Origin of the sequence: Pseudomonas sp. MWU12-3103b, from assembly GCF_023100615.1 — a bacterium.
Taxonomy (GTDB): Bacteria; Pseudomonadota; Gammaproteobacteria; order Pseudomonadales; family Pseudomonadaceae; genus Aquipseudomonas; species Aquipseudomonas putida_A.
On sequence record NZ_JALMEY010000004.1, the window covers coordinates 388,725 to 414,241 of the forward strand.

General features: G+C 62.9%; 25 protein-coding genes. 2 read left to right on the forward strand and 23 right to left on the reverse strand.

Translation table 11 applies throughout. The features are described 5' to 3' along the window. Positions 1-17: 17 nt before the first annotated feature. The 20 genes from M0808_RS09875 to M0808_RS09970 form a co-directional block, all read right to left on the reverse strand. Positions 18-1,244, reverse strand: coding sequence for a beta-ketoacyl-ACP synthase (locus M0808_RS09875; RefSeq protein WP_247840917.1), 1,227 nt, complete (start codon positions 1,242-1,244; stop codon positions 18-20). Beyond that, on the reverse strand, positions 1,244-1,972 hold the full coding sequence (gene fabG / locus M0808_RS09880; protein ID WP_027611328.1) for a 3-oxoacyl-ACP reductase FabG: 729 nt from the start codon (positions 1,970-1,972) through the stop codon (positions 1,244-1,246). The genes M0808_RS09875 and fabG overlap by 1 nt, the downstream gene beginning before the upstream one ends. Next, positions 1,965-2,429: a hotdog family protein gene (locus M0808_RS09885; protein ID WP_134785254.1), complete on the reverse strand. Its 465-nt coding sequence runs from the start codon at positions 2,427-2,429 to the stop codon at positions 1,965-1,967. The genes fabG and M0808_RS09885 overlap by 8 nt, the downstream gene beginning before the upstream one ends. Continuing rightward, positions 2,426-3,622 carry a beta-ketoacyl-[acyl-carrier-protein] synthase family protein gene (locus M0808_RS09890; RefSeq protein WP_247840919.1) on the reverse strand — a complete coding sequence of 399 codons (1,197 nt, stop codon included), beginning with the start codon at positions 3,620-3,622 and terminating at the stop codon, positions 2,426-2,428. The genes M0808_RS09885 and M0808_RS09890 overlap by 4 nt, the downstream gene beginning before the upstream one ends. Next, entirely contained in the window at positions 3,619-4,209 is a 591-nt protein-coding gene (locus M0808_RS09895) for a DUF3261 domain-containing protein (protein WP_247840921.1), read from the reverse strand. Before M0808_RS09895 ends, M0808_RS09890 begins: the two co-directional genes overlap by 4 nt. Further along, positions 4,209-4,934 carry a class I SAM-dependent methyltransferase gene (locus tag M0808_RS09900; RefSeq protein ID WP_247840923.1) on the reverse strand — a complete coding sequence of 242 codons (726 nt, stop codon included), beginning with the start codon at positions 4,932-4,934 and terminating at the stop codon, positions 4,209-4,211. The genes M0808_RS09895 and M0808_RS09900 overlap by 1 nt, the downstream gene beginning before the upstream one ends. Further along, on the reverse strand, positions 4,931-6,178 hold the full coding sequence (locus tag M0808_RS09905) for an NAD(P)/FAD-dependent oxidoreductase (RefSeq protein ID WP_098966841.1): 1,248 nt from the start codon (positions 6,176-6,178) through the stop codon (positions 4,931-4,933). The genes M0808_RS09900 and M0808_RS09905 overlap by 4 nt, the downstream gene beginning before the upstream one ends. Next, a complete protein-coding gene (locus tag M0808_RS09910; RefSeq protein ID WP_247840924.1) occupies positions 6,165-7,328 on the reverse strand; it encodes a sodium:proton antiporter in 1,164 nt (387 codons plus the stop codon). The genes M0808_RS09905 and M0808_RS09910 overlap by 14 nt, the downstream gene beginning before the upstream one ends. Beyond that, positions 7,325-9,664 carry an MMPL family transporter gene (locus tag M0808_RS09915; RefSeq protein ID WP_247840926.1) on the reverse strand — a complete coding sequence of 780 codons (2,340 nt, stop codon included), beginning with the start codon at positions 9,662-9,664 and terminating at the stop codon, positions 7,325-7,327. The genes M0808_RS09910 and M0808_RS09915 overlap by 4 nt, the downstream gene beginning before the upstream one ends. Next, entirely contained in the window at positions 9,648-10,250 is a 603-nt protein-coding gene (locus M0808_RS09920) for an outer membrane lipoprotein carrier protein LolA (RefSeq protein ID WP_247840928.1), read from the reverse strand. Before M0808_RS09920 ends, M0808_RS09915 begins: the two co-directional genes overlap by 17 nt. Next, the gene (locus M0808_RS09925) at positions 10,247-10,672 is read right to left on the reverse strand and encodes an acyl-CoA thioesterase (RefSeq protein ID WP_027611337.1); all 426 of its coding nucleotides are present in this window, start codon (positions 10,670-10,672) and stop codon (positions 10,247-10,249) included. Before M0808_RS09925 ends, M0808_RS09920 begins: the two co-directional genes overlap by 4 nt. Beyond that, the gene (locus M0808_RS09930) at positions 10,665-12,209 is read right to left on the reverse strand and encodes an aromatic amino acid ammonia-lyase (RefSeq protein ID WP_097087039.1); all 1,545 of its coding nucleotides are present in this window, start codon (positions 12,207-12,209) and stop codon (positions 10,665-10,667) included. The genes M0808_RS09925 and M0808_RS09930 overlap by 8 nt, the downstream gene beginning before the upstream one ends. Next, a complete protein-coding gene (locus M0808_RS09935) occupies positions 12,190-13,137 on the reverse strand; it encodes a glycosyl transferase (RefSeq protein WP_134785261.1) in 948 nt (315 codons plus the stop codon). Before M0808_RS09935 ends, M0808_RS09930 begins: the two co-directional genes overlap by 20 nt. Beyond that, positions 13,134-13,868: a glycosyltransferase family 2 protein gene (locus M0808_RS09940; protein WP_247840930.1), complete on the reverse strand. Its 735-nt coding sequence runs from the start codon at positions 13,866-13,868 to the stop codon at positions 13,134-13,136. Before M0808_RS09940 ends, M0808_RS09935 begins: the two co-directional genes overlap by 4 nt. Before the next feature lie 128 nt (positions 13,869-13,996). Continuing rightward, the gene (locus M0808_RS09945) at positions 13,997-15,676 is read right to left on the reverse strand and encodes an acyl-CoA synthetase family protein (protein ID WP_247840932.1); all 1,680 of its coding nucleotides are present in this window, start codon (positions 15,674-15,676) and stop codon (positions 13,997-13,999) included. Next, the gene (locus M0808_RS09950) at positions 15,673-16,218 is read right to left on the reverse strand and encodes a membrane protein (RefSeq protein WP_027611342.1); all 546 of its coding nucleotides are present in this window, start codon (positions 16,216-16,218) and stop codon (positions 15,673-15,675) included. Before M0808_RS09950 ends, M0808_RS09945 begins: the two co-directional genes overlap by 4 nt. After that, positions 16,215-16,469 carry an acyl carrier protein gene (locus tag M0808_RS09955; protein WP_003220947.1) on the reverse strand — a complete coding sequence of 85 codons (255 nt, stop codon included), beginning with the start codon at positions 16,467-16,469 and terminating at the stop codon, positions 16,215-16,217. Before M0808_RS09955 ends, M0808_RS09950 begins: the two co-directional genes overlap by 4 nt. Before the next feature lie 9 nt (positions 16,470-16,478). Then, positions 16,479-16,739, reverse strand: a complete 261-nt coding sequence (locus M0808_RS09960; protein ID WP_007967290.1) for a phosphopantetheine-binding protein — start codon at positions 16,737-16,739, stop codon at positions 16,479-16,481. Further along, positions 16,720-17,529, reverse strand: coding sequence for a lysophospholipid acyltransferase family protein (locus M0808_RS09965; protein ID WP_027611343.1), 810 nt, complete (start codon positions 17,527-17,529; stop codon positions 16,720-16,722). Before M0808_RS09965 ends, M0808_RS09960 begins: the two co-directional genes overlap by 20 nt. After that, positions 17,505-18,224 (reverse strand): beta-ketoacyl synthase chain length factor, encoded by a 720-nt coding sequence (locus M0808_RS09970; RefSeq protein ID WP_103368705.1) that lies wholly within the window; start codon positions 18,222-18,224, stop codon positions 17,505-17,507. Before M0808_RS09970 ends, M0808_RS09965 begins: the two co-directional genes overlap by 25 nt. A gap of 361 nt (positions 18,225-18,585) precedes the next feature. Between M0808_RS09970 and M0808_RS09975 the strand changes: the two genes are divergently transcribed. Beyond that, positions 18,586-19,356, forward strand: coding sequence for a ParA family protein (locus M0808_RS09975; RefSeq protein ID WP_027611345.1), 771 nt, complete (start codon positions 18,586-18,588; stop codon positions 19,354-19,356). 131 nt (positions 19,357-19,487) lie between these two features. On the opposite strand, the gene trxC is transcribed toward M0808_RS09975, so the two are convergent. Continuing rightward, on the reverse strand, positions 19,488-19,922 hold the full coding sequence (gene trxC / locus M0808_RS09980; RefSeq protein ID WP_095138051.1) for a thioredoxin TrxC: 435 nt from the start codon (positions 19,920-19,922) through the stop codon (positions 19,488-19,490). 374 nt (positions 19,923-20,296) lie between these two features. Here trxC and M0808_RS09985 point away from each other — a divergent pair, with 374 nt between their 5' ends. Next, complete coding sequence (locus tag M0808_RS09985; protein ID WP_247840951.1) at positions 20,297-20,644, forward strand: transcriptional regulator; 348 nt, start codon at positions 20,297-20,299, stop codon at positions 20,642-20,644. A 6-nt stretch (positions 20,645-20,650) separates the two neighbouring features. On the opposite strand, the gene selO is transcribed toward M0808_RS09985, so the two are convergent. Together selO and mscK are read right to left on the reverse strand one after the other, a co-directional pair. Beyond that, positions 20,651-22,114, reverse strand: a complete 1,464-nt coding sequence (gene selO, locus M0808_RS09990) for a protein adenylyltransferase SelO (RefSeq protein WP_247840934.1) — start codon at positions 22,112-22,114, stop codon at positions 20,651-20,653. Between the two features lie 48 nt (positions 22,115-22,162). Continuing rightward, positions 22,163-25,516 carry a mechanosensitive channel MscK gene (gene mscK / locus M0808_RS09995; protein ID WP_097087044.1) on the reverse strand — a complete coding sequence of 1,118 codons (3,354 nt, stop codon included), beginning with the start codon at positions 25,514-25,516 and terminating at the stop codon, positions 22,163-22,165. Between the last annotated feature and the right edge of the window lies 1 nt (position 25,517).

The following is a 25,517-nucleotide window of genomic DNA, read 5'->3' on the forward strand; positions in this document are numbered from 1 at the left end:
CTCCAAACGTGTTGCGGTCAGTGCCAGCGGCGGAAAATCAACGAGGTGTTGACGCCACCAAAAGCGAAATTGTTGTTCATCACGTACTCGTGATGCATCTGGCGGAATTCGCCGCGCAGGTAATCGAGCTTGCCGCAGTGCGGGTCGACCTCGTCGAGGTTGAGCGTGTGCACATACAGGTCGCGATTCATCATCTCGATGCTGAACCATGACTCCAGCGCCCCGCAGGCCCCCAGCGTGTGGCCGAGGAAACTCTTCTGCGAGCTGATCGGCATGTGTTCGCCGAACAGACTGCTGGTCGCCAGTGTTTCGGCAATGTCGCCCTGTTCTGTAGCGGTGCCGTGACCATTGACGTAACCGATGGCATCCGGCGTCAGCCCGGCGTCTTCCAGCGCCAGTTCCATGGCGCGGCGCATGGTGATCTGCTCGGGGCGAGTGGTGTGCTGGCCGTCGGCGTTGCTGCCGAAACCGACGATCTCGGCGTGGATCCGCGCCCCGCGCGCCAGCGCATGCTCCAGCTCTTCAAGCACCAGCATGCCGCCACCTTCGCCGATCACCAGACCGTCGCGGCCCTTGTCGTACGGACGTGGGCTGGTCTGTGGCGCGTCGTTTTTCAGGCTGGTGGCGTACAGCGCGTCGAAAACCATGGCTTCGGTCGGGCACAGCTCTTCGGCACCGCCGGCGAGCATCAGCGGCAGACGCCCGAACTTGATCGCTTCATACGCGTAGCCGATGCCCTGACTACCACTGGTGCAGGCGCTGGACGTCGGGATCAGGCGTCCGGTGAGGCCGAAAAAAATGCTGATGTTGGCCGCGGTAGTGTGCGGCATCATCCGCACGTAGGAGTTGGCGTTGAGGCCCTCGGCCACCGAGTTGAGCAGCATGTTGCCGAAGGCCTTGATCTCGTCGGTGCTGCCGGTGGATGAGCCGCAGGCCACACCCATGCGTCCGTCCTTGATCGAATCGTCACCGAGCAGGCCGGCGTCGGCCAGTGCCTGTTCCGCCGCGCCCACCGCCAGCCGTGACACCCGGCCCATGCTGCGCAGTTGTTTGCGGGTCCAGTGCGCCGGCACGACAAAATCATCGATCGGCCCGGCCAGGCGGGTGTTGAGTTCGCTGAAGCGGTCCCACTCGTCCATCCGGCGGATGCCGCTGCGGTTGGCCGCGAAGTTGCCGGCGATGGTCTGCCAGTCGCTGCCCAGCGAGGTGATGCCGGCCATGCCGGTGACGACAACGCGCTTCATCAGCACAGGCCTCCGTTGACCGCCAAGACCTGGCGGGTGATGTACGAGGCTTCCGCCGACATCAGGAAATTTACCGCAGCAGCGACCTCTTCCGGGGTGCCCATGCGTTGTGCGGGGATCATTTTCATCAGCTCTTCCACCGGCACGTTTTCGTCGAGCATCGCCGTGTCGATCAGGCCCGGCGCGACGCAGTTAACCGTGATTTTGCGCTTGCCCAGTTCAATCGCCAACGCTTTCGCCGCACCGATCACCCCGGCCTTGGAGGCGCTGTAGTTGACCTGGCCACGGTTGCCGATCAAACCCGACACCGAAGTGATGCAGACGATCCGACCGGCGGCGCGACGACGGATCATCGGCATCATCACCGGGTGCAGGACGTTGTAGAAACCATCGAGGTTGGTGCGCAACACCACGTCCCAATCGTCATCGCTCAACGCCGGAAAAGCGCCATCGCGGGTCAGGCCGGCGTTGAGCACCACGCCGTAATAGGCACCGTGGGTTTCGACGTCGGCTTCGAGGATGGTTTTGCAGGTTTCGCGGTCGGCGACGTCGAATTGCAGGATGCGCGCGTTGCGGCCCAGCGCTTCGACTTCGGCCTTCACCGCTTGGGCTTCAGCCACGCCGCTGCGGCAATGCAGGACGATGTCATGCCCGGCCTGCGCCAGACGCAAGGCAATGGCGCGGCCGATGCCACGGCTGGAGCCGGTGACCAGTACGGATTCAGTCATCGTTCGACTCTCTGTTTTGTTCAAGGTATTGGCTGGGCTGCGGCGGGCGGAACACGTTCAAGCGTGCACTGGCCTCGATGCCGGGGGCGTTGATGTGGCATTCGAAAACACCCATGCCGTTGTCGTCTTCCAGCGAACGGATGCCGTGGATGGTCAGTTCGCTGCCGGCCGGAAACGCCTCGACGTTGCACTCGAATTTGCGCGTGCCGAGGAGGAAGCCCAGCTCCACCGGGTTGCCCTTCTGCCGTGCATGGCAACCGGCGAACGCGGCGACGCTCTGCGCCATCAACTCGATGCCGACCCACGCCGGCAGGCTGCCGTCGGGCAGGTTGAACAAGCCATCGGGCTTGACCGTGAGGCGGGTGTGGATCTGCTCCTCGTCGAAGCTGAGGATGCGGTCGAGCAGAATCATGTCGCCAGCGTGGGGCAGCAGTTCGGCGAGCGGCCAGTCGTTCATGGGGCGTCTCCGATAATCAGGCTGACGTTGTTGCCGCCGAAAGCAAACGAGTTGCTCATCAGGTAGCGGGGTGCAATGGACGACAGGCGTTCGCTCGCGGTCACCCACTTCAGCGCCGGCAAGTCGGGGTCGGGCTGGGCGTCCCAGACGTGTGGCGGCAGGGCGTGCTGCGGGTTGTCGGCGCTCAGGCTCAGCCAGCAGAACGCTGCTTCGAGGGCGCCGGCAGCGCCGAGGGTGTGGCCGGTCATCGGCTTGGTCGACGAGCAGGCCACGCCGTCGGGGAACAGCGTGGCGACCGCCAGACTTTCCATCGCATCGTTGTGCTGGGTCGCGGTGCCGTGCAGGTTCAGGTAGCTGATTTGCGCCGCTTTCAGCTGTGCGCGGCTCAAGGCTTTCTGCATCGCTTGCAGAGCGCCGCGGCCGTTCGGTTCCGGCGCGGAAATATGGTGCGCGTCGGAGCTGGCGCCGCTGCCGAGCAGGGCAATGGCCGGGCCGTCGCTGCGCTGCTTGCTCATCAGGAACAGCACCGCCGCTTCGCCAATGTTGATGCCGTTGCGGTTGGCCGAGAACGGATTGCAGCGCTCGTCGGACACCGCTTCCAGTGAGGTGAAACCGTTGAGCGTGAGTTTGCACAGGCTGTCGACCCCGCCGCAGAGCACCGCGTCGCACAGGCCCAGATCGAGCAGGCGCTGCGCGCTCATCAACGCCCGCGCACTGGACGTACAGGCGGTGGAAATCACGTAGGTCGGGCCGCTGAGTTGCAGCCAGTCGGCGAGAAAATTCGCCGGGGCGCCAAGTTCCTGTTGCCGATAGTCGTACTCGCCAGGGAACTGCTGCTCGCGAAGGTAGTGCGCCAGCCCTCGGCTGGCTTCGTCGATGCCCGAGGTGCTGGTGCCAAGCACCACGCCAATACGCTCGCGACCGTAGGTCTGAATCGCCCGGTCGATGTCCTCGCGAATCTGCAGTGCGGCTTCCAGCAGCAGTTGATTGTTGCGGCTGCTTTGGTCGGCCAGTTCGGCCGGAATCGCCGCCAGCTCAGCGTGCACCGCCGCCACCGGCAACTCACGCCCGGCCACCCAGCCGGACTCGCGGCGCATGCCCGAGCAGTCACCGGCAAACAGGTTGTGCGCGACCTGGTGCTTGTCGTGGCCCAGCGCGCAGATCACGCCGAGGGCATTGAGGTAGGCAGTCATGGCGTCGGTTCACCGAGGGGAGAAACCCGATAGTGCGGGCCTTGGGGCAGATTCAATTCGAAGCTCAACGGTTGTGCATAACGGATCGCCCAGCGCGGCGCCAGCGTGCGTTGCTCGCCCTGCTGCTGCGCGGCGGGGTAATTGCGCGCCAGTTCGCCGGAGGGGGTCAGGGCGAACAGCAACGCGGCAAACAGCTCCCGGGCCTCCGGATTGGGCGGCAGCAGCCCGTCGGCCTGCCAGCGACCGTCGATCAGTTGCTGACGCGCCTGGGGGATGCCTAGCGGATCCATCATCGACCAGCGGATGCCGGAGCCTTCGCGCTGGATCACCAGCAGCCAGTCCTGACGTTGATTGGCCTGATTACGTTCGATGTGCAATTGCAGCGGTAACGGCAGCGTCGGGTTGCTCGCGGGCAGCGGCGCCTGGTTGGCGCATCCACTTAGCAGGGCCGTTAGCAACAATACCAGCCACACCACAACCCCTGTGGGAGCGGGCTTGCTCGCGAAGGCGTCGGCACATCCGACATCAATGCCAACTGACCCACCGCTTTCGCGAGCAAGCCCGCTCCCACAGGTTAAGTGTTGCATCAGCAAGCCCCTGCCAATGGTTTTCGGGCAACGACATTCACCAAGGTTTCCTCACGCTCGCCAAACGGCTTCGGCCGGCGCAATCCAAACCGTTCCAGCAGCCCGAAATCCTGCGACCGGCTCCACCACAGATACGGGTACGAAACGTTGCACTCACTGAATTGGAAACCCTGCTGGCGAATCATCTCCAGGTACTGCGCCGCGCTCTTCTGCACATGCATCGGATGGCGGAACAGCCAGCGAATCACCCAGGTATCAATGTAAGCCTCGGTGGACTCGGCGAATAGCAGATAACCGCCCGGCTTCAGTACGCGGTAGAACTCGGCGAGGGCTTTTTCCTGTTCGACCAGATGATGAAAGGTCTGGTGGCAGAACAGCAGGTCGACACTGGCATCGGCGACGTTGAGCGTCGCGCAATCGCTACCGATCAGCTCCACGTCGAAGCCCTGCCGCGCCGCTTCTTCGGCGCTCAGTTGCAGGCTGTGCGGATCGGCGTCGATGCCGATCAGACGCTGTGGGGCGAAGGTCTGGCGCAGATGGCGGAACGATTTGCCCTGACCGCAGCCAGCATCCAGCAGTACCGGATTGGCCGGCAGCGACTCGCTGAACAGCCCGCGCAAATCGTTGATCGCCACGCGCAACACATGGTGCTGCCAGGTGTGGCTGCGCAGGAACCAGAAACCGAAGCGGGTTTCCTCGACGTAGCTGTCGCTCAAGTAATTCATGGGGCGTCCTTTGCACAGAGTTCGGAAATCATCTTCAACCGGCGGCGCGCTTCGCTGACGAACGGGTTGCGTTCATCCCAGGCGTAGCCGGCGAGGATCGAGCAGATCATTCGGCGAATGTCCGCCTGACTGTCTTGATAAAAAATCACGTCCTGAAAGGTGCCGGCATACCAGCCTTCGACGTAGCAGCGGAAGGTGTCGACCCCACGTTTGAGCGGTTCGGCGAACTCGCGCTGCCAATCGACGGTTTCGCCCTGCAACTGCCGGTGCAGGACGGCGGCGGCCATGCTCGCCGAACGCATGGCGATGGTCACGCCGGAGGAGAACACCGGGTCGAGAAATTCCGCGGCGTTGCCGAGCAGGGCGAAGCCGGGGCCATGCAGGGTTTTCACATTCGCCGCATAACCACCGAGGGTGCGCGCCGGAGTGTCCCACACCGCGTTGTTCAGCACGCCGGCGAGGCTTGGGGTTTCGGCGATGAAGCCGCGCAGGCAGGCGTCCAGATCGCTGTCGCGACCCTTGAAGTGTTCGGCGGCAGCCACCACGCCCACCGAGCAGCGCCCGTTGCTGAACGGGATCGTCCAGAACCAGATGTCGCGGTGCTCGGGGTGGGTGGTGACGAGGATCTTCTCGCGGTCGAAGGCCGGGTTGTCGATGTGATCTTCAACGTGGGTGAACACCGCCTGGCGCACCGGGAAATTCGATGGCGCTTCCAGCTCGAGCAAACGCGACAGCACGCGCCCGTAGCCGCTGGCGTCGAGCACGAAATCCGCTTCGACGCGGTACTCGCTGCCGTCCTCGCGCAGCACGTCGAGCTGCGGTCTGGCGCGGTCGAAATCAACGCGGACGATGGCGTCACCGTAGCGGATTTCGGCACCCTGCAATTCAGCCTGATCGGCCAGCAGCTTGTCGAAATCGGCGCGCTGCACCTGGAATGTGGTCGGCTTGCCTGCGCTGAAGGTGTCGCCGAAATCGAAGGCGCTGTAGCGCTCGCCCCAGGCGAACGCAGCACCGGTCTTGCGCTGGAAGCCGGCGGCGTTGACGGCGTCGAGCATGCCGGCTTCTTCGACGAAGTCCAGGCAATGGCTGAGCAGGCTTTCACCAATGGAAAACCTCGGGAAGTGCTGGCGCTCGAGCACCAGCACATCGTGGCCCTTGCGCGTGAGCAGCGCAGCGGCGATGGCGCCGGACGGGCCGGCACCAATGATCACTACCTGACGACGTTGCATTTCAACGGTTGGCACGTGAACTCCCGGGCGCAGTGGCGGTGGTTTTCAGGGGCGCGCGGTGCAGGCCGATCAGGGCCGGCAACAGCGTCGCGATCAGGCCCATCAGCATCAGCGCGAAGTACAGCGCCGGGCTGATCAGCTGTTGTTGCAGCAACAGGTTGAGAAAGACGATTTCGCTCAGCCCGCGAATGTTCAGCAGCACGCTTTCACGCCAGCGGCTGGCGCCTTCGAACGACGCACCGGCCCAGCCCAGGCCCAGCCAGTTGCCGAGCAGTTTACTGGCAATCGGCAACAGCAGCAGCGCCGCCCATTGCGCCGCGCCGAGACTGGCGAGGGCGCTGTGCACGTCAATCTGCACGATACCGAAGGTGAGGATCAGCGGGATCGCGATCCACGTCTGCAAACGGCTCATCCATCGCGCCGGCAATGGCAGTACCAACGGCACTTTCAGCAAGGCCATGCACAGCAGATAACCGATGCCGAAAATCAGCGCGTTGAGCTTGTAGTGCTCGACCAGCACCAGCAGCGCAAAGAAACCGAGGCTGTAGGTCAGCGGTCGACGCACGCGCAGCAGACTCAACAGCAGCGGCACGCAGGCCAGTCCCAGCGGCAACAACAGGCTACTCAAATGCAGACTGCCCTGAGCGAGACCGAACAGCGTCCAGCAGGTCAGGTCGATGAGGATGGCGGTCTGCACCAGACGCCGGGTGGCGGCGGGCGGGTAGTCGATGTGACGCAAATACAGATACAAAACCGGAATCGCGGTGATCGCGAACACCAGCCCAATGGCCAGCGAGTTCAGCCACGGTTGCGCTGGCAGCAACCAAGCGGCGGCCGCCAGACCGGAGGCAAATGGCACGGCAAAACTCGGCACGGCGATTTTCACGCTCTGGCGGTCCAGACGCAGGTCGATCACATCACTGAGAATGTGCCCGAGCAACAGCGCGAAACTCAGGCTGTAGAGGTCTTTCAGCCACCCCGGCGCAATCAGTTCGGCACCGCTGAGCTGCCAGCCCGGTTCGATCCAGAAATACATCAGCAGCGGCAAACCGAAGCTGGCCAGCAGCAACTGGCTGACGATCGGGATCAGGCCGAAATGCCGGCCGATACGGGTCGCCACAGCAAACAGCGCCAGGGCCATCAGCCAGAAACCTACGACCATCACGCTGCCGGCTCCACGACGGCGGCGCGGTGGACGTGACGTCCGGCCCACGGCGCCAGAATGAAACTGAACGCCAGCCCCAGGCTTACCGCCAGGCCGAAGTTGCTCACCGCCGGCGTGCTCGACACCGCCAGCAGACCGAACGACAACCAGGTCGTCAGCGCCGCCAGCAAGGTGCCCAGCAGGCTGACAGCGGCACCGCCGACCTGCTCACGCATGAGGATCGCGTAATCGACGCTGATCGCCGTTACCAGCAGCAGGCCGAACAGGCTGAACAGGGTCAGCGGCTGACCGAGCCAACCGAGACTGGCGAGGCTGCACAGCGCCGCGAGTAACGGCAGGGCGACGATGCGCAACGCGCCGCCCAAGCCGAACGGCACGGTCAGCACCAGCACAATCAACACGCAGGAGGCGAGTTTCAGTTCGGCGGCACTGATCTGGGTCGCGGCGAACACGTTGTTCAATTCGCCGAGACGATCGACCAGCATCACGCCCGGCAAGTCCAGCGCCTGCACCCGCAGCAGTGACGGATTGTTCAGCCCTTGCAGGCTGGTCATCGCCGCTACGCCGTCAGCGGTCGGGCCGAGCCACAGCGTACGGTAAGGCTCGCCTAACGGCCCGGCCAGTGCCGCGTCGATGTCTTCGGCAGGCAGGTTCTGCAACTGCTGCAACTCGGTTTGCAACGCCGCGAGCGGTACGCCGAGCTCGAGCAGTGGCTGCCAGTATTGCGGCAGTTTGCTCAGCGCTTCGCGAACCTGCTGTTGCTGGCTCGGCGGACTGAGCAGTTGATCGAGGGCCAGATAGCCTTGCAGTTTGTCGAGGTTGACCAGTTGCTGCAGACGCTCGCTCAACGCGGCCTGACGCTCCAGCAGTTGCTGCTGATTGGCGCCGCGCACGAGGAAGAACTGGCTGGTCGGCTGATAGCCGGTGATGTGTGCGATGGTCTGCGCTTCATCGGTCAGGCGTTGTGGCGCACCGACCCACTGGCGAATGTCGTTCTTGCTTTGCAGCTGCACCAGACCGCCAGCGCAGAACGCGATCAACAGCGCCAGCAGCACCGGGGTGCGCACGTGTTCGAGCAGGGTTTCGCGCAGCTGCACCAAGCGCTCGGCCAGACGCAGCGGCCATTGCGCCGGTTGCAGCTCAACGTTGTTCAGCAGGGCCGGCAGCAGGCACACCGCCGACAGATAGGCACCGAGCAATCCGGCGGCAGAGAACACCGCGATTTGTGTCAGCGCCGGGAAGGGCGTCCAGGCCAGCGCCAGATAACCGATGGCGCTGGTGATCAGGCTCAGCGTCAGTCCGGAGAGTGTCAGGCGCAGCGCCGGCCAGCTGCGCCACGGCTTGAGGCTCCAGCTTTTCGACAGATAGTGCAGCGGGTAATCCACCGCCACGCCGATCAGGCTGGAGCCGAGTACCAGGGTCATCACGTGCATGTGGCCGAACAGCGCCACGCAGGCCACCGCGCCGAACAGCATGCCCACCAACACCGGCACGAACGCCAGCAGCACCCGCCAGCGGCGAAACGCCAACAGCAGCAACAGCAGAATGCCGAGAGTGGCGCCGCCGCCGACCCAGGTCATTTCGCGGGTGGCTTGCTGCTGACCGTTGGCGGCGTAGAGCAGACCGCTGGCAGCCAACAGTTGTACGTCAGATTTCGCCGCCTGCTCGCGACTGTGCTGCAGCAGATCGGCGACTTTCAGCGGCAGGTTCATGTCGAAGGCATTGCCGGTGGTGCGCGCGCGCAGCAGCACCCAGCTCTTGCCGTCGGCATCGGCGATCAGTGCGCCGCTGCCGATGTCCAGTTGCACCGCGCCGTGTTTCGGCTGGCTGTTCTGGATCCGTCCGGTCAGGCCCAGCCAGTCGTCCTGGCTCGGTACCAGGGTGAAACCGTTGAACGGGTCGAACAGTGCCTGCACCCGTTGCTGAATGAACGCATCGGGATGCTCGGTCAGCAGTTGCCGGTCATCCGCTGAGAGCATCGCCAGCCGCCCTTGCAGCAGTTGCGTGCGCAGCGCCGGCAGATCCGCCTGCAGGTTCCACTGGACCTTTTCGAACAGACCGCTGGCCTGCCATTGCTCGCCCAAAGTCTGGGCCATGGCCACCGCTTGCTGGCGATCAGTGTGACCGACCAACACCAGCATTTCCCGATTGAGCGGCTCCTGCATGCGCTGTTCGGCGCGCAGTTCGAGGGCGTCAGGGTTGGTTCCGGGCACCAGTTCCATGAGGTTGGCCGACAGCGGCGCACCGTCGCGCCACTGCCACCCGGCCAGCGCGACGACCGCCAGCAGCAGGATCAGAAACAGCCACGGCAGCCTGCGCTCACTCGGCAAAGTCATGTTGCTCCGATTCGCTCAACGGTTGACCGGAGGTACTGTCCTGCATGCGCAGCACGGTGCTGTCGCCCTGGGTTTCCAGCAGTTCGATGCTCTGCACCAGCTCACCGCCGTCGATATTGATCTGATTGAACACTTGCTTGAGCAGCACCGAACGCGGGGTCAGGGTGAGTTTCCACTGCTGTGCGTCGCCGCTCAGGGCCAGTTCGAAATCCCGCTGCAAACCGCTGCTGTCGCCTTGCAGCACGGCGAGGAACAAGCGGTTCTGTTCGGCACCGGCGCTCTTGTTCGGCAGCAACTGCCAAGCGTTGCCGTCACGACGGGCGATGCCGTTGGCGGTGATGCGGTAATCCTGTTGCAGCGGGGTCTTGAGCAGCCAGAGTAGGCCGTGGTTTTTCGCCAGGACAAAGTTGCCCTTGCTGATCAACGGCTGAGGCAGGGCGCGCAGGTGTTTTTCCTGAATGAACTGGCCGTGGATCACTTCCGGTTTCGCCAGTTGTTCGCTGAGCTGTTGCAGGTCGAAGGCGTTGGCCAGCGTCGACACGGCGAGCAGCGCCATCGCGCCAAGGCATTTGCAGAACAGGTTCATCGCAGCATCCTTTCCACCGCATCGGTGAACACTTTGGGTGAGGCCAGTTGCATCTCGCGGCTGCTGATCTCGACCGCTACCTGCACCGAGCTGGCACGGGTCAGGCGCTCACCGGTCTGCAGGTCGGTGATCAGATAATTGATCTTCAAGCGGTTCTCCCACTCCACCAGACTGGCGCGTACGTTCAAGCGCTGGCCGAACACCGCGCCGCGCACATAACGCAGTTGCAGGTCGATGATCGGCCATGCGTAACCGGACTCGGACATCTGCGTGTAGTTGTGGCCGATCTGGTCGAGCAGCGCGCAGCGCGCCACTTCCAGGTATTTGACGTAATGCCCGTGCCAGACCACGTGCATAGTGTCGACGTCGAAAAACGGTACGAGGATTTCCGTGTCGGCGTGCAGCACTCCGGCGCTACGCATGCAGCCTCCAGTGTTGCTCGGCGATACGTTGCAGACACAGGCGCAATTCGCCTTCGAGTGCACGGTCTTCGATGACCGGCGGGAAGTCCTTGGCCAGCTCTTCGTGCATGGCGGCCAGCGAAGGTGGCAGCGCGCGTGCGTCTTCATCGCGACCACGCAGCCAGACGCCCTGATTGGCCGCGAGCAACGTGGCGGCGGCGACTTGTTCGGTCAGCTCCAGCACGCGGATCGCGTCACGGGCGGCGATGGTGCCCATGCTCACCTTGTCCTGGTTGTGACACTCGGTGGAGCGTGAGAACACGCTGGCCGGCATGGTGTTTTTCAGCGCTTCGGCGGTCCAGGCGCTGGTGCCGATCTGCACAGCCTTGAAACCGTGGTTGATCATGGCGCGATCCGCCGGGGCGCCGGACAGGTTGCTCGGCAAACCGTGGTTGTAGCGCTCGTCGACCAGCAGCGCGAGCTGCCGGTCGAGCAGGTCGGCGACGTTGGCCACCAGATTTTTCAGGCTGTCCATGGCGAACGCGATGTGCCCGCCGTAGAAGTGCCCGCCGTGCAGCACGCGTTCGGCTTCGGCGTCGATGATCGGGTTGTCGTTGGCGCTGTTGAGTTCGGTCTCGATGAACGCACGCAGCCAGTTCAGGCTGTCGGCCAGCACCCCGAGCACGTGCGGAGCGCAGCGCAGCGAGTAGCGATCCTGCAGGCGATGCAGCGGCGCGGTCGGCGCGTCGATCGCCAGATCCTTGCGCAGCCACGCGGCGACTTGCATCTGCCCCGGATGCGGCTTGGCGGCGAACAGACGCTCGTCGAAGTGTTCCGGATTGCCTTGCAGCGCGACCACGTTGAGCGCGGTGATGCGCGTGGCCAGTTGCAGCAGATAGTCGGCGCGGGCGAAGGCGAGGCAGGCGAGGCCGGTCATCACCGCCGTACCGTTCATCAAGGCCAGCGCTTCTTTCGGGCGCAGCACCAGCGGCGTCCAGCCGAGTTCGCGATGCACATCGGCAGCCTGGCGACGCTCGCCACGGAACAGCACTTCACGCTCGCCGGACAGGGTGGCGGCGACGTAGGACAGCGGCGTCAGATCGCCGCTGGCCCCGACCGAACCTTCCTCGGGGATCAGCGGCAGGATGTCGTGTTCGAGGAAGGCGTGCAGGCGCTCCAGCAGTTCGATGCGCACCCCGGACACGCCGTGACACAGCGACTGCAAACGCGCCGCCAGCACGGCGCGGGTGGCTTGCGCGTCGAGCAGTTTGCCGAGTCCGCAACCGTGGAAGGTGTAGAGATGACGCGGCAGTGCCTCGACGTGATGCAGCGGCACCGCGACCACGCAGGAATCGCCGTAACCGGTGGTCACGCCGTAGATCACGCCTTCCTTGTCCAGCAGCGAGTCGAGGAACCGTGCGCCTTTGGCGATGCGCTCGCGGTAAGCGGCGTCGCTCTGCAACTGCACGGGCGCCTGACGGTTGGCCAGGGCCAGCACGTCTTCGATGCGCAAAGGGCGTTCGCCGAAGGTTACCGGCTCATGGGTTGGCGTCGTCATCGGTCTTCCAGAAAGGGTAAAAGTTGAACCATTGGTGCGGGGCTTCGAGGCAATAGTGACTCAGGCGCTGCGCATAGCGGGTGGCCCACTGATGAATGACCTGCTCGCGCTCGCGGCGTGTCCAGGTCACGCTGTCGGCGAACGGCTCGAGGGTCAGGCGATAGTGGCCGTCCGGTTGTTTCAGGCACATCAGCAGATTGACCGGGCATTTGAGCAAACCGGCCAGCAACCACGGGCCTTGCGGAAACGCTGCCGGGTGGCCGAGAAAATCCACGCTGACGCTGCGCCCGCCATGCAACGGTACGCGGTCGCCGGCAATCGCCAGCCATTCGCCGCGCTCCAGACGTTCGTGCAGTTGCAGCATGATCACCGGATCCAGTTCGCTGACCTGAATCAGGCGCAGATTGGTCGCCCCGGCCTCGCCCAGCAAACGGTTGAACTGCTCGGCGTGCTTGGTGTGCACCAGCACATTCATGGTGACCTTTTCGCCGATCTCGGCCAGCGCCCGGCAGACTTCGAGGTTGCCCAAGTGCGCGCCGACCAGCAGTTGCCCGCGACTGCCGCGCAACTGATTGCGCAGCAATGCCGGGTCGATGATTTCGATCTGCTCGATGCGCAGCTTGCCGTTCCACACGTCGAGCTTGTCGAGCAGTGAATCGGCGAACGCCATGAACTGGCGGAACACCCGCCAGTAACTCGGTCGCAATTCGCCGCGGTTGCTCCAGTCGGCCAACCGTTGCTGGTATTGCCAGGCACTGTTGCGCGCGGTACGGCCGAACAGGAAGAAGTACAGGACGATGCCGTACAGCAGCGGACTGAGCAGACGCCGGCCAAGCACCTTTGCGGCGAACGCGGTGAATTTCATCAGCAGAAAGCTGCCGCGCTCTTCGCGGTCGGCCCAGTGCTTCTTGTCGGTCTCGACGCTCATGTGCGCCACCGGCGCCAGAGGATGACCGGCAGGCGCAGCAGCATGCCGAAGAACAACCGGGTATGCATGCTGGAAATCAGCGCGTTGTCGTGGAACAGGCGGAAGTGCGAGACGCCGTCCAGCGGGTAATGCACGCTGGTCTGCAGCCAGCGCATCGGCTGGTTGCGCCACGCCAGACGCACGAGGATGTCGGAGTCGAAATCCATGCGCTTGCCGACCCGCGCCGAGTCGATCACCGCCAGCGTCGGGGCCAGCGGATACACGCGAAAGCCGCACATCGAATCGCGGATCTGCAACGACAGCGTATTGATCCAGACCATCACGTGGGTCAAATAACGTGCGTACAAGCGGCCCTTGGGCACGCTCTCGTCGAACAGCGGATAACCGCAGATCATCGCGGCCGGGTGGGCGCGGGATTCCTCGACGAAACGGGCGACGTCGTGCAGGTCGTGCTGGCCATCGGCGTCAACTTGCAGGGCATGGGTGAAGCCCAGACGAGCAGCTTCGCGCAGGCCGGTCATCACCGCGCCGCCCTTGCCCTGATTGAGGGTCAGGCGCACCAGATGCACGCTTTCGCGTTCGGCCAGCGCATCCAGCACTCGCGCGCAGGACGGGGTGCTGGCGTCGTCCACCAGAATGCACGGCAGCCCTTGGGCGAGCAGCGCGTCGACCACGGTGCCGATCGCGGTTTCATGGTTGTAGACCGGAATTACGGCGCAAGGGTTATGCATGATTCACGCACCCATTGTGGCGAGGGAGCTTGCTCCCGCTCGAGTGCGCAGCACTCGCTCGCAGTTTTGCGTGAACCGAGTTTGGGGCCGCTTCGCAGCCCAGCGGGAGCAAGCTCCCTCGCCACAGGTTATGCATCGGCGGCTCCTAGCAGGATTCGTCCGCTGGAGCAGGTCGCGGTGTCGTTGCGGTAGGCGAAATACAGTTTGCCGCGCTCGGGATCGAAACGCAGGTGCAGCTGGATTTCATCGCCAGGGCGCACCAGTTGCTGGAATTTCAGCACTTCCATGCCGGCAAATTTGCCGGGCAGGTTCAGCAGTTGTCGGCCAAGGTTCAGCGCCCATTCGACTTGCACCACGCCGGGCAGCACCGGGGCTTTGGGAAAGTGGCCGCTGAAGTAGGCCAGGTCCGGCGGAACACTCAATTGCAGGCTCCACTCGCCGTCGGTTTCGACTTGCTCCAGCACTTCCGGAGTTTTTGGCCGTGGCGCCAGCAGCAGCGCTTCGATGTCGGCCTGCGGCAGCTTGCCCTGGCTGTTCAGCGGCAGTTGCCGCACCAGACGCCAGCGCCGGGGCAAGGCCAGCGCCTCGCAATGCTGGCTCAGGTGTTTGCGCAGGGCTTCGGTCAGGCTGCGACGACCGTGTTCGCGCAAGGCAAACAGGCCGGCGTCGCTGAGCACCAGCAAGGCGCCAAGTACCGCGCGGTTTTCCTGAACCACGCCCAGCCGTGCTTCGGCGACCCACTCGTGGGCGACCAGTGCCTGTTCGAGCATCGGCAGGGAGATGCGCTTCTCTTCGAGTTTGACGATGCGGTCCAGCCGCCCGAGCAGTTCGAAACGTCCGTCGGCGGCGATGCGCACGGCATCGGCGGTGTGCTCGACATGCCCGGCCGGCAGATAGGGAGAAGCGATCAGCAGGGCGCCGTCGCGGTCCTGGCTCAGCTCAACCCCGACGAAGGGCTGCCACAGGCTGGCGCCCTGACGCCAGGCGATGCCGCCGGTTTCCGAGCTGCCGAGGATTTCGGTCGGCCACTGTTGCAGGCGTTGCTGCAGGCTCTGTGCCGCGTCTGCGGGTAAAGCGCCGCCGGAGGAAAACACCCGGCGCACGGCGCTCAGGGCCGGCCAGTCGAGGTTGTCGCCCATGCGTTTGAGCAGTGCCGGGCTGCCGACCCAGGCGAAGGCCGGGTGTTCGCGGCTGGCGCGCTGCAGGTCTTCCGGAAACGCCAGTTGCCTGCGCACGAACGGCCGTCCGGCGCACAGCGGCCATAGCACCCGGAACAACAAACCATAGATGTGCTGGGTGGCGACGCTGCCGATGATCCAGGCTTCTCCCAGATCCGCGCCCCACAGTTGCTCCAGTGCTTCGACCTCGTTGGCCAGTTGGCGCAGAGTCTTGTCGATACGCTTGGGCTCGCCGCTGGAGCCGGAGGTGCACAGGCTCAGGCGGCACTGCTCGAGGTCGAGTTCAGCACCGGGCAGGGCCGGCTGCAGCAGATCGCTCAAGTGAGCATCATCGGGGTGATCGCTCAACCACAGATCGACCTCACTCGACCAGCGCTGGCGGGTCTGCGCTTGCAGGTCGGAGGGCAGCAGGACGGCGACGCCCGCGCGCCAGGCGCCGAGCAGGGCGATGGCGAGGTCGGCGGCATCTTCCAGATGCACCGCCATGCGCTGCACGCCGCGTGCCTGCAGGCCGGCGGCAACGCTCAGCGCCTGCTCGCGCAGTTGCGTGTGGTCGAGCGCCGGGGCGGCGCTGATTGCGCGCTCCGGCAGGGCCTTGAGCAACAGTTGCTCAAGTTTTATCCAGTTCATTTACGGCCTCTTACCCGTTGTCGTATCAGCCATTCAATGGCAAACATCAGGCCGATCAATCCGTAGGAGATCAGGCCGGTGTACAACATCCACCAATGCAGCGGCGCCCACAGGGTCAGGAGCGCGGCGCACAAACCGTTGCAGAAGAAAAACACGCTCCAGGCCACCGTGACCTGGCGGGTGTAGCGGATCGCTTCGGGCGGCAATTGCGGCTCGCGCAATCGCGCCAGACGCTCGACCATCGGCGGCCCGTATTTCAGGCTCAGGCTGAACAGCACCAGCATGAAGCCGCTGATCAGCACCGGATACCAGCGCAGCAACAGCGGACTGTCGAACAGCGCCAGCAGCAGGCAGAACACGATCGCCACACAGGCCATCCAGCGGCTGCCGGGTTTGCGCTCGCCGGTCAGCGCGCGCGCCAGCCACAGCCCGCCCAGCAGCAGTCCGAACTGCCACGGGGCGAAGTGCTCCATGCCGAAATACACCGCAAAGGGGTACAGCAGCCCCGCCAGCAGCAGGCCGAGGCCGATCAATCGGCTCATGCGGCCGGTTGAACCAGACGGTAGACCGCCTCGACCACGTCACCGACGGTGCGCACCGATTTGAATTCTTCGGCGGCGATTTTCTTGCCGGTCTGGCGTTTGATGTGATCGATCAGGTCGACCGCGTCGATGCTGTCGATCTCCAGATCCTGATACAGGTTGGACTCCAGGCTGATCCGCGCCGGATCCAGTTCGAACAGCTCGACCAAGGCATCGCGCAGGGTGTTGAAAATGTCGTCACGAGTTTGCATGGTCCGGTCTCAAGCTGCCTGTTTTGCCGTGACGAACGCCGCAAGGCTCGCCACATTGGTGAAGTGGTTACGGGTGTCTTTGGCGTCGGCGTCGATCTTGATGCCGTACTTTTTCTGGATCGCCAGACCCAGTTCCAGTGCGTCGACCGAATCCAGGCCCAGGCCTTCGCCGAACAGCGTCTGCTCGTCGCCGATGTCGTCGACGCTGATGTCTTCGAGGCCCAGGGCGTCGATGATCAGCAGTTTTATTTCACGGTGCAGATCGCTCATCTTCGGCGAGCTCCTTAATGTAGTAAGAGTGCAAATAATCATTGAGCTTGCGCGAGGCCTGCGGTGCCGGGCCTTGCGTGGCGAAAGTCTGTGGATCTATATCGGCCCCGACACGAAAACTGAAGTGCACGCGGCGGTGGGGGATGCGATACCAGGGTTCGGCCTTGGTCAGGGTGGTCGGATTGACCTTGATGACCACTGGCGTAAGGATTTTCGCACCGCGCAGGGCAATCGCTGCAGCCCCCCGATGAAAGGCTGGCGCCTGACCAGGTTGAGTGCGCGTGCCCTCGGGGAAAATGATCAGGGTCTGGCCGTTTTGCAGGGACTCGGCGGCAGCGTCGAGCATGTCCATGCTGCCGTCGTTGCTGATGTATTCGGTACTGCGCAGCGGGCCGCGGGTGAAGGGGTTTTCCCACAGGCTTTTCTTCACCACGCAATTGGCCTGGCGCACCAGGCCGATCAGGAACACCACGTCGATCAGCGACGGGTGGTTGGCGATGATCATCTGCCCTGGACGCCCGAGGCGTTCGGCCCCTTGAATGTCATAAGTCAGCACACCGGTGCGGGCCATGAACCGCACGAAAAACCAGAACAGCCGACTGACGGTTTGCCGTGCGCGTTGACGATGCCTGAGCGCGTCACCCGGCAGACAGCCGAGCAGCGGAAATACCAGCAAGCGCAGGCACAACCCGCCGAGCCCGAACAGGGTGAAACTGGCGGCGGTGGCCAGCAAGCGCCAGTAATAGGCGTCGCGGTTCTTCTCGGTCACGGGTTGCGTTGCCAGGTCCATACACGATTTTTCCAGGCATGTTGGCAATGGGTTTGCTGACCGAGCAGGGCGCGCAACAGATTCAGCGCGTGTGGCCAGTGCGCTTTGGACACTGTTTCCTGGCCGCTGTTCAGGGTCAGCCGCCAGTCGGTACCGGGGGTGAGCAGCAGACCCAGCGCATAAGGGAACGGCACGTCGTCGACCCACTGCGAATAGGCCTCGGGCGGCTGTTCTTCGGTGATGATCAGCAGCACCGCGGGAGCGCCTTCAGCGAGCAGGGCGGAGGCTTCGATGATGCCGTGTTCCAGGCCATCGCCTGCGGCCGCCAGTGCAGTCATTTCGCTGGTTTCACCGCGCATGATCGACCACAGACCAATGATCGCGTTGTGCACCGACAGGCTGAACTGGGTCGGCGACAACGGCTCGTCCTTGGCCAGATCACTGAGGATCTCGAAGGTGCGCGGGGTTTCGCCGTGTCGTGAAACAAACACCAGCGGCAGGTTTTCCCGTCCATCGGCCAGCGGCCAGCCGACACTGAACGCCATCCGCGCCAGACGGCTGAGGCGTCGGCGCTGCATGGCTGGCAGAAACGACACATCGGGCGCGGCATCGCTGCTCGGGAGTACGACCGGTTGTCGGCTCCAGGCCTGCCACGCGTCCACGCTGTCGAGCCCCGGGGCCCACGCGCGCCATTGGGCGATGTTGAAGTTGATCACGGATGTTCATCCCGCCCCTGCGGGCTTTTATGACGCTTTGAGTCGCCAGGGCCGCGGCTGACCTGAGGTGGCGCATGGCGCCGGGTGGCGCGCATTATCCCGGTGCGACGAGTGTGTAGCAAATGTTGGTTACGTTTTACGCACCGAAATGTACCGAGTGGTTCGTGGAAAAAATGTCATTTGGCCATTATCCGGATCGTGCGGGATTTGTCTGTCGGGCATATCAGCGCACTCGGGAGGTTTTTACCCGCCGTGCCCGCTGATTTTTGCGCCTGACTCTGTAGTCCGCTTCGTTGAAGGTAGCGAAGCGCACGCACAGGCAACTACACTCGGTCATTCTTTGATACACGGAGGTTTTGTCATGCGGCGCGTGGTGTTCAATCAGAAAGGTGGCGTGGGCAAATCCAGCATTGCCTGCAATCTGGCAGCGGTGAGTGCCAGCGAGGGCTATCGCACGCTGTTGGTCGACCTCGATGCCCAGGCCAACTCCACTCAGTACCTGACGGGGCTCACCGGCGATGACATACCGATGGGCATTGCCGACTTCTTCAAGCAGACCCTGTCTTCCGGGCCGTTCTCGAAGAAAAACCAGGCCGACATCTACGAAACCCCGTTCGACAACCTGCACATCATCACCGCTACCGCTGAGCTGGCCGACCTGCAGCCCAAGCTTGAGGCCAAACACAAGATCAACAAGCTGCGTAAGTTGCTGGATGAACTGGATGGCGAATACGACCGGATTTATCTCGATACCCCGCCCGCACTGAATTTCTATGCAGTGTCGGCGTTGATCGCCGCCGATCGTGTGCTGATTCCCTTCGATTGCGACAGCTTCTCGCGGCAGGCGCTGTACGGCCTGCTGGCGGAGATCGGAGAGTTGAAGGAGGACCACAACGAAGGTCTGGAAGTCGAAGGCATCGTGGTCAACCAGTTCCAGGCCCGGGCCAGCCTGCCGCAGCAGATGCTTGATGAGTTGATCGCTGAAGGTTTGCCGGTGCTGCCGGTGTACTTGAGCAGCTCGGTGCGCATGCGTGAGTCGCACCAGGCCAGCACCCCGCTGATCCACCTCGACCCGAGGCATAAACTGACGCAGCAATTTGTCGAACTGCACAACCTGCTCGAAGACCACTGATTTCCGGATTTCACTCCACTCTCCTGTGGGAGCGAGCCTGCTCGCGAAGAGGCCAGCACGTTCAACATCTCTGTTGACTGAACGGGCGCGTTCGCGAGCAGGCTCGCTCCCACATTGGGTCCTCCGGAGGGTCAGATGCCCTGGCTGCGCAGCCACGCCATCAACTGGGGCAACGGAAACGCCCCGCTCTGGCGCGCCACCTCCCGCCCGTTCTTGAACAGAATCAGGCTCGGAATCGAACGGATCCCCAACTGCGCCGACAACTGCTGATTGGCCTCGCTGTCGAGCTTGGCCAAGCGGCACTTGCCCGCCAACTGCGCGGCCGCCTGCTCGAATACCGGCGCAAAGGACTTGCACGGCCCACACCAGTCCGCCCACACATCCACCAACAACGGCAGATCCCCTTTGATCTGGCTGGCGTAGTCGCCTTGCTTGAGTTCGAACGGCTTGCTCAACAGCACCGCGGATTTGCAGCGCCCGCATTTTGGCTGGTCGGCGAGGCGTTCGGCGGGGATGCGGTTGAGGCCGTTGCAGGCGGGGCAGGGGATTAGGAGTGGTTCAGACATGATGGGCTCTCGGGCAGGAAGTCTATAAGTCTGATCTGGAGGCAAAGTCGCGATTATCAAGGAATTGGTCTGTAGGTCATTACCATCGTCACTTAAGGAAAGGACCTACGCGCTTCGGTGCTGAGTCTGATTATCTGTATTTGATCCAATTGGTAATCTTGAGCAGACCTGAACGAAATAACTTTTGGACTCCCATCCCTATGGCCTTCACAACGGGTAAACGTCTTTCGCTCTCACAGCTTTTAGAAGGAACTGAGTCTGTTAAAGACTTAAATGTCCGCGCGATTTACTCGCTTGCCGGGGACTTTGTTGGTTTCGAGAATGTTTGGCTAGATTCCGGTGCTGACCAAAATCCGGATTTCTTTCCTCGTCCTCTGCGTCGGCCAGAAAATGAAGATGACTACGACGCCTTGGTTCAGGCCGTCGACGAGATCCTTGAGATAACCGGTGATGATGGCTCGCATCCACTCGCGAGCCTGCTGGACATCATCAGTGACTGGATTGAGGAGTGGGATCGCACGCATCATCCGGTGCCTAAACCACCAGGTCATGAAGTGTTGGGATATTTAATGCGTGAACATGGTTTGACCCAGAGCGATTTGCCCGGGGTCGGTGCTCAGTCTGTTGTCTCGGAAATCCTGAGCGGCAAGCGGCAGTTAAACTTACGGCAGGTTCGCTGGCTGGCCGAGTTTTTCAAGCTTCCTGTAGACGTCTTTGTCTAAGACGTCTCAGGAAGAACAACTGATCTCCAGATGCTTGCCCCACTCCGGCGGCCGCTCGGCATAACCTTCCATCCCCGGCTGCTCGTCGAACGGCGTGCTCAGCACCGCATGCAGCCGGCGCACTTCTGAGTAGTCGCCTTGCTCGGCGGCATCGATAGCCTTCTGCGCCAAGTAGTTGCGCAGGATGTACAGCGGATTGACCGCGTGCATCCGTGTGCGGCGTTGTTCCTGATCGCTGTCACCATCACGGGCAACCCGTGCCACGTAGCGTTCGCCCCAGGCATCGAAGCCTTTGATGTCGACGAAGTCATCGCGCAAGCGGGCGACAGCCTGCTCTGCGGACTCTTCGCCGAGATGGCGGAAGAACAGCGTGTAATCGACGCCGCTGTTCTGCATCAGTTGCAACAGGTCTTCGAGCAGTTTCTGGTCGTCATCCTCGGCGCTGGTGAAACCGAGGCGGCGGCGCATCAGGTCGAGGTAGTGCGCCTGGAACAACGGCAGGTACAAACCGAGGGTTTCGCGCAGGGCTTCGACGCTGATGAACGGCGTCAGGGCCTGGGCCAGAGCGCTGAGGTTCCACTGGCCGATCGGCACCTGGTTGCTGAACGAGTAGCGGCCCTGATCATCCGAGTGGTTGCAGATGAAGTTGGCGTCGAAATCGTCGAGGAAGGCGAACGGGCCGAAGTCGAAGGTGATGCCGAGGATCGACATGTTGTCGGTGTTCATCACCCCGTGACAGAAGCCGTAGGCCTGCCACTTGGCGATCAGTTCGGCATTGCGCTCGACGATCTCGCGGAACATCGCCAGATACGGTTCCGGTTGCTCCAGGCACTCGGGATAGTGCATCGCCAATACGTGTTCGCCGAGCAACTTCTGCTGCTCGGGACGCTTGGTGTAGTAGAAGTATTCGAAGTGGCCGAAGCGCACATGGCTTGGCGCCAGACGCAGCACCATCGCCGCGCGTTCCTGCTTTTCGCGCCACACCGGAGTGTCGGAGCCAATCACGCAGGCGGCACGTGAAGACGGGATGTTCAGCGCGTGCAGCGCCTCGGAGGCGAGAAACTCACGAATCGACGAACGCAGCACCGCGCGGCCATCGCCCATGCGCGAAAACGGCGTCTGCCCGGCGCCCTTCAGATGCAGGTCCCAGTGTTCGCCGGCGTTGTTGTAGACCTCGCCCAGCAGTAAGCCGCGACCATCGCCCAGTTGCGGCGTGTAGCCACCGAACTGGTGCCCGGAATAGACCATCGCCCGTGGTTCGGCATCGGCCCACAATTTGTGGCCGCCGAACAGTTCAGCGAATTCCTGAGTCTCAGCGGTTGCCGGATCAAGATCGAGCAAGGCCAGGGCCGCCGGGCTGGCGACGACCAGACGCGGGTTGTCGATCGGCTCGGGCAGCACGTGAGCGGAGAACGCATCGCCCAGGCGGGCGAAGCGATTGTCGAAGGTCAGTTCGTCGAGGGCTTTCAAGGGCCGGCTCCAGCAGAATGTCCGAGCATTCTGCTGGGATCAGACCGGTTAGTCGAGTTTGGCCGGCGGCGGCTCTTGCAGCGGCTTTTGCTCGGCGCCGATCGGAACGATGGTTTTGTTCTCGTCCTCGATGGGCACCAACTTGTATTCCTGACCGTGGAGGTTCTTCAGGTACACCTCCATCTGGCGGAACGAGATGTTGATGTGCTGCTTCTTGAACTCGCGGTTGATGAAGCGGTTCACTTCGTCGATCACCGGGTTGCGGTCACCTAGGTCGCGCACATGCATGCGCAATTCGTGGTCGAGGGTGCTTTCGCCGAAGTTGAGGAAGTACACGTGCGGCTCGGGCTCTTTGAGCACGCGCGGGTTTTCCCGGGCAGCCTTGAGCAGCAGTTCCTTGACCAGATCCAGGTCGGAGCCGTAGTCCACACCGAGTTTCAGGGTGACGCGGGTGATGGTATCGGTCAGCGACCAGTTGATCAGTTGCCCGGTGATGAACGTCTTGTTCGGGACAATGATGTCCTTGCGGTCGAAATCGGTGATGGTCGTGGCGCGGATGCGGATCTTGCTCACCGTGCCCGACAGGTTGCCGATGGTGATGGTGTCGCCGATCCGCACCGGACGCTCGAACAGGATCATGATGCCGGAGATGAAGTTGGCGAAGATCTCCTGCATACCGAAACCGAGGCCGACCGACAGCGCTGCCACCAGCCACTGCAACTTGTCCCAGCTGACGCCGAGGGTCGACAGGGTCGAGACAAAACCGACGCCGGCGATCACGTAAGACAGCAGCGTCGTGGTCGCATAGGCGCTGCCCTGCGCCAGATTGAGTTTCGACAGCACGAACACTTCGAGCAGACCCGGCAGGTTACGCGCCAGGGCGAAGGTGATGCCGATGATGATCAGCGCGCCGAGCATGTCGCCGATGCTGATCGGCACCATGCTCATGTTGGCGCCAGTGCCGCTGGTGTATTCGTATAGGGTGATGTTGTCGAGGTACGAGAACACCGAGATCAGGTCGGCCCAGACCCAGTACAGCGCGGCGATGAAACCGCCGAGCAGTGCCAGACGGATCAGGCGCAGTGACTGTTCGTTGACCTTTTCGATGTCCAGGGTCGGCTCTTCGATCACCGCTTCGCCGTCGCCGGCCTCTTTCGCCGCCTGACGTTTGGCCAGGGCGCGCTGGTAGGCCAGGCGGCGTGCGGCGACCGCCAGACCACGGACGAAGGTGGCTTCGATCACCAGCCAGAACATCAGCAGGTACAGGGTGTTGATCAACCGGTCGCTGAGTTTCAGCGCGGTGTAGTAGTAGCCGAAGCACACCGCGACGAACAGGGCGATTGGCAGCAGGGTGAACATCACGCCCACGGCCCTGCGGAACAATGAGGTGTTTTCGTGGGCCGGACTGCTGATCAGCAGACGGCTGAGCAGCCACGCCATCAGCGCGTAGCAGGTCAATACCACCGGCATGCCGAGCACGTCGTCAGCCAGCGCTGCCGGTTGCAATTCGGCCACCGCCACCACGGTCACCAGCGCCATCACCACCAGCCCGAGGCGACGGATCCAGCCCTGAAGGAATTCGACCTGCGGTTTGTCCCAGCGGAAGTGCAACTCCGCCACACCGCCCGGCGAGAGAATCCGGTAAGCGGTGTAGAACACCAGCCACGCCTGGCCCATTTGCAGCAACGCCGCGCCCATGTTGGCGTTTTGCCCGCGGGCGTCGATCTGCAAGGCCAGACCGCACAGGCCCAGGCCCAGCGCTACCGGCATCGCCAGCAAAATGTTGATCAGAATCGCCTGGGGCGTATGCCACTGGCTGTCACGCTTGAAGTGCCCGATGTCCTGGTGAACCTTGTTCAGTCGCGCATAAAGCGCCTTGCGCCGCCACAGCAGAGCGCCGATCAGCAAGGCCAGCGGCAGGAACAACAGCGGGCGCTGGGTCAGGCCGTCGGTCAGCTCGCTCAGGCTTGAGGCCAGCGGCAGGGTGTCGATCTGGCGCTTGAGCCGCTCTGGCACGCCGCGAATCCATTCCGCGTCCAGCGGCTTGTTGCTGGGGATCCAGAACATCTGCTCGTCAAGGGTCGCGCGCAGGCTTTGCGCGGTGCTCAGCAGTTGTTTCTGGTTGAGTTGCAGGGTGATCGATTCGTTGAGCACCGCGCTCAGTTCGCGGTTCAGGCGCTCCAGCAGGTCGGCGCGGGTGTTGGCCAGTTCCATCAGGCTCTTGCGCAGTTGCGGGGTGACTTGTTCCGGCGGCTGGGTGGAGAGCAGATTGTCGACGTAGGTCGCCGGATTGCTCAGGAGTTCGCGCTGCTGGCTGACTTCGAATTGATACAGGCGAATGTCGGCGATCTGATCCGCCAGATCGCGGTCGACCTTGAGTCGCGGCAGCGCCTGTTTCTGCTTATAGAGAATCTTCGACAGCAGCAGACTGCCCTTGAGCACGTTGATCTGCTCGTCGAGGGCCGAATCGCTCTGGGTCAGGCTGTCTAGTTGCTGTTTGGTCTGCAGGTTCTGTTGAGTGACTTCGTTGAGGCGGTCGGTGCTTTTGAGCAGGTAGTCGGAGAGCTTGAGGTTGGCCGCACTTTCGGTGGCGAGCAGGCTGCTGCCACCGGCCTTTTGCGCCTCGATCGACTGCTGGGTCACGGTTTCCTGAGATTGCGCCAGACGCTTCTGGTTGATCAGGGTCTGCAGTTCCTGGATCTCGCGATCGAGACGGTCGGATTTCTCCGAGAGCAGGTCGTGCTGACTGTTGCCCAGATCCTGCAGCTGGCTGTTGCCCGCCAGTTCCTGGCGGCGCAGCGGAATCAGTGAGTTCAACGCAGCGAGCTCGGCGTTCAACTGGTCGCGCTGCTCGGCGCTGACGGTCTTGCCCGCGTCCTTGCCGGACTTGAGGATGTTGTTGATCTGCTGGATGCGCGTCTGGCTGGCAGAGATTTCTGCCTGTGCACGCTCGGGACGGGTCTGGGCGGTGATGATCAGGCTGTTGGCATCGGCCAGGGCCTTTTGCAGGTCGCTTTGCTGGGTCGAGCGATCGGTGAGGATCTGCTCCAGCTGCTGGATCGATTCTTTGGTGAAGCGCTGCGCCACCGGCACCACTGGCGTGGCCTTGAGGCGCGTCAGTTCGCGGGTGTTCTCGATGGTCTGCCGAGGGGCGGAGGCCAGTTGCTGCTTGAGGTCGATCAGCTTCTGGTCGTAATCACGCCGGCTGTTGAGTTGATTGAGCGTGGTTTGCAGGACCGTCTGTAGGCTCTTTTTGTCGGCATCCGGCAGTTTGCTGTCGGCCAGTTTGTCGAGGCTGGCCTGCACGGCTTCGCTGGACGGCGGTTCGGCGGCGTAGAGCGGGCCGACGGAAAGACTCAGGCCCAGCAGGGCCGCGAAAAAGAAAGAGCGCAGGGTAGGCATA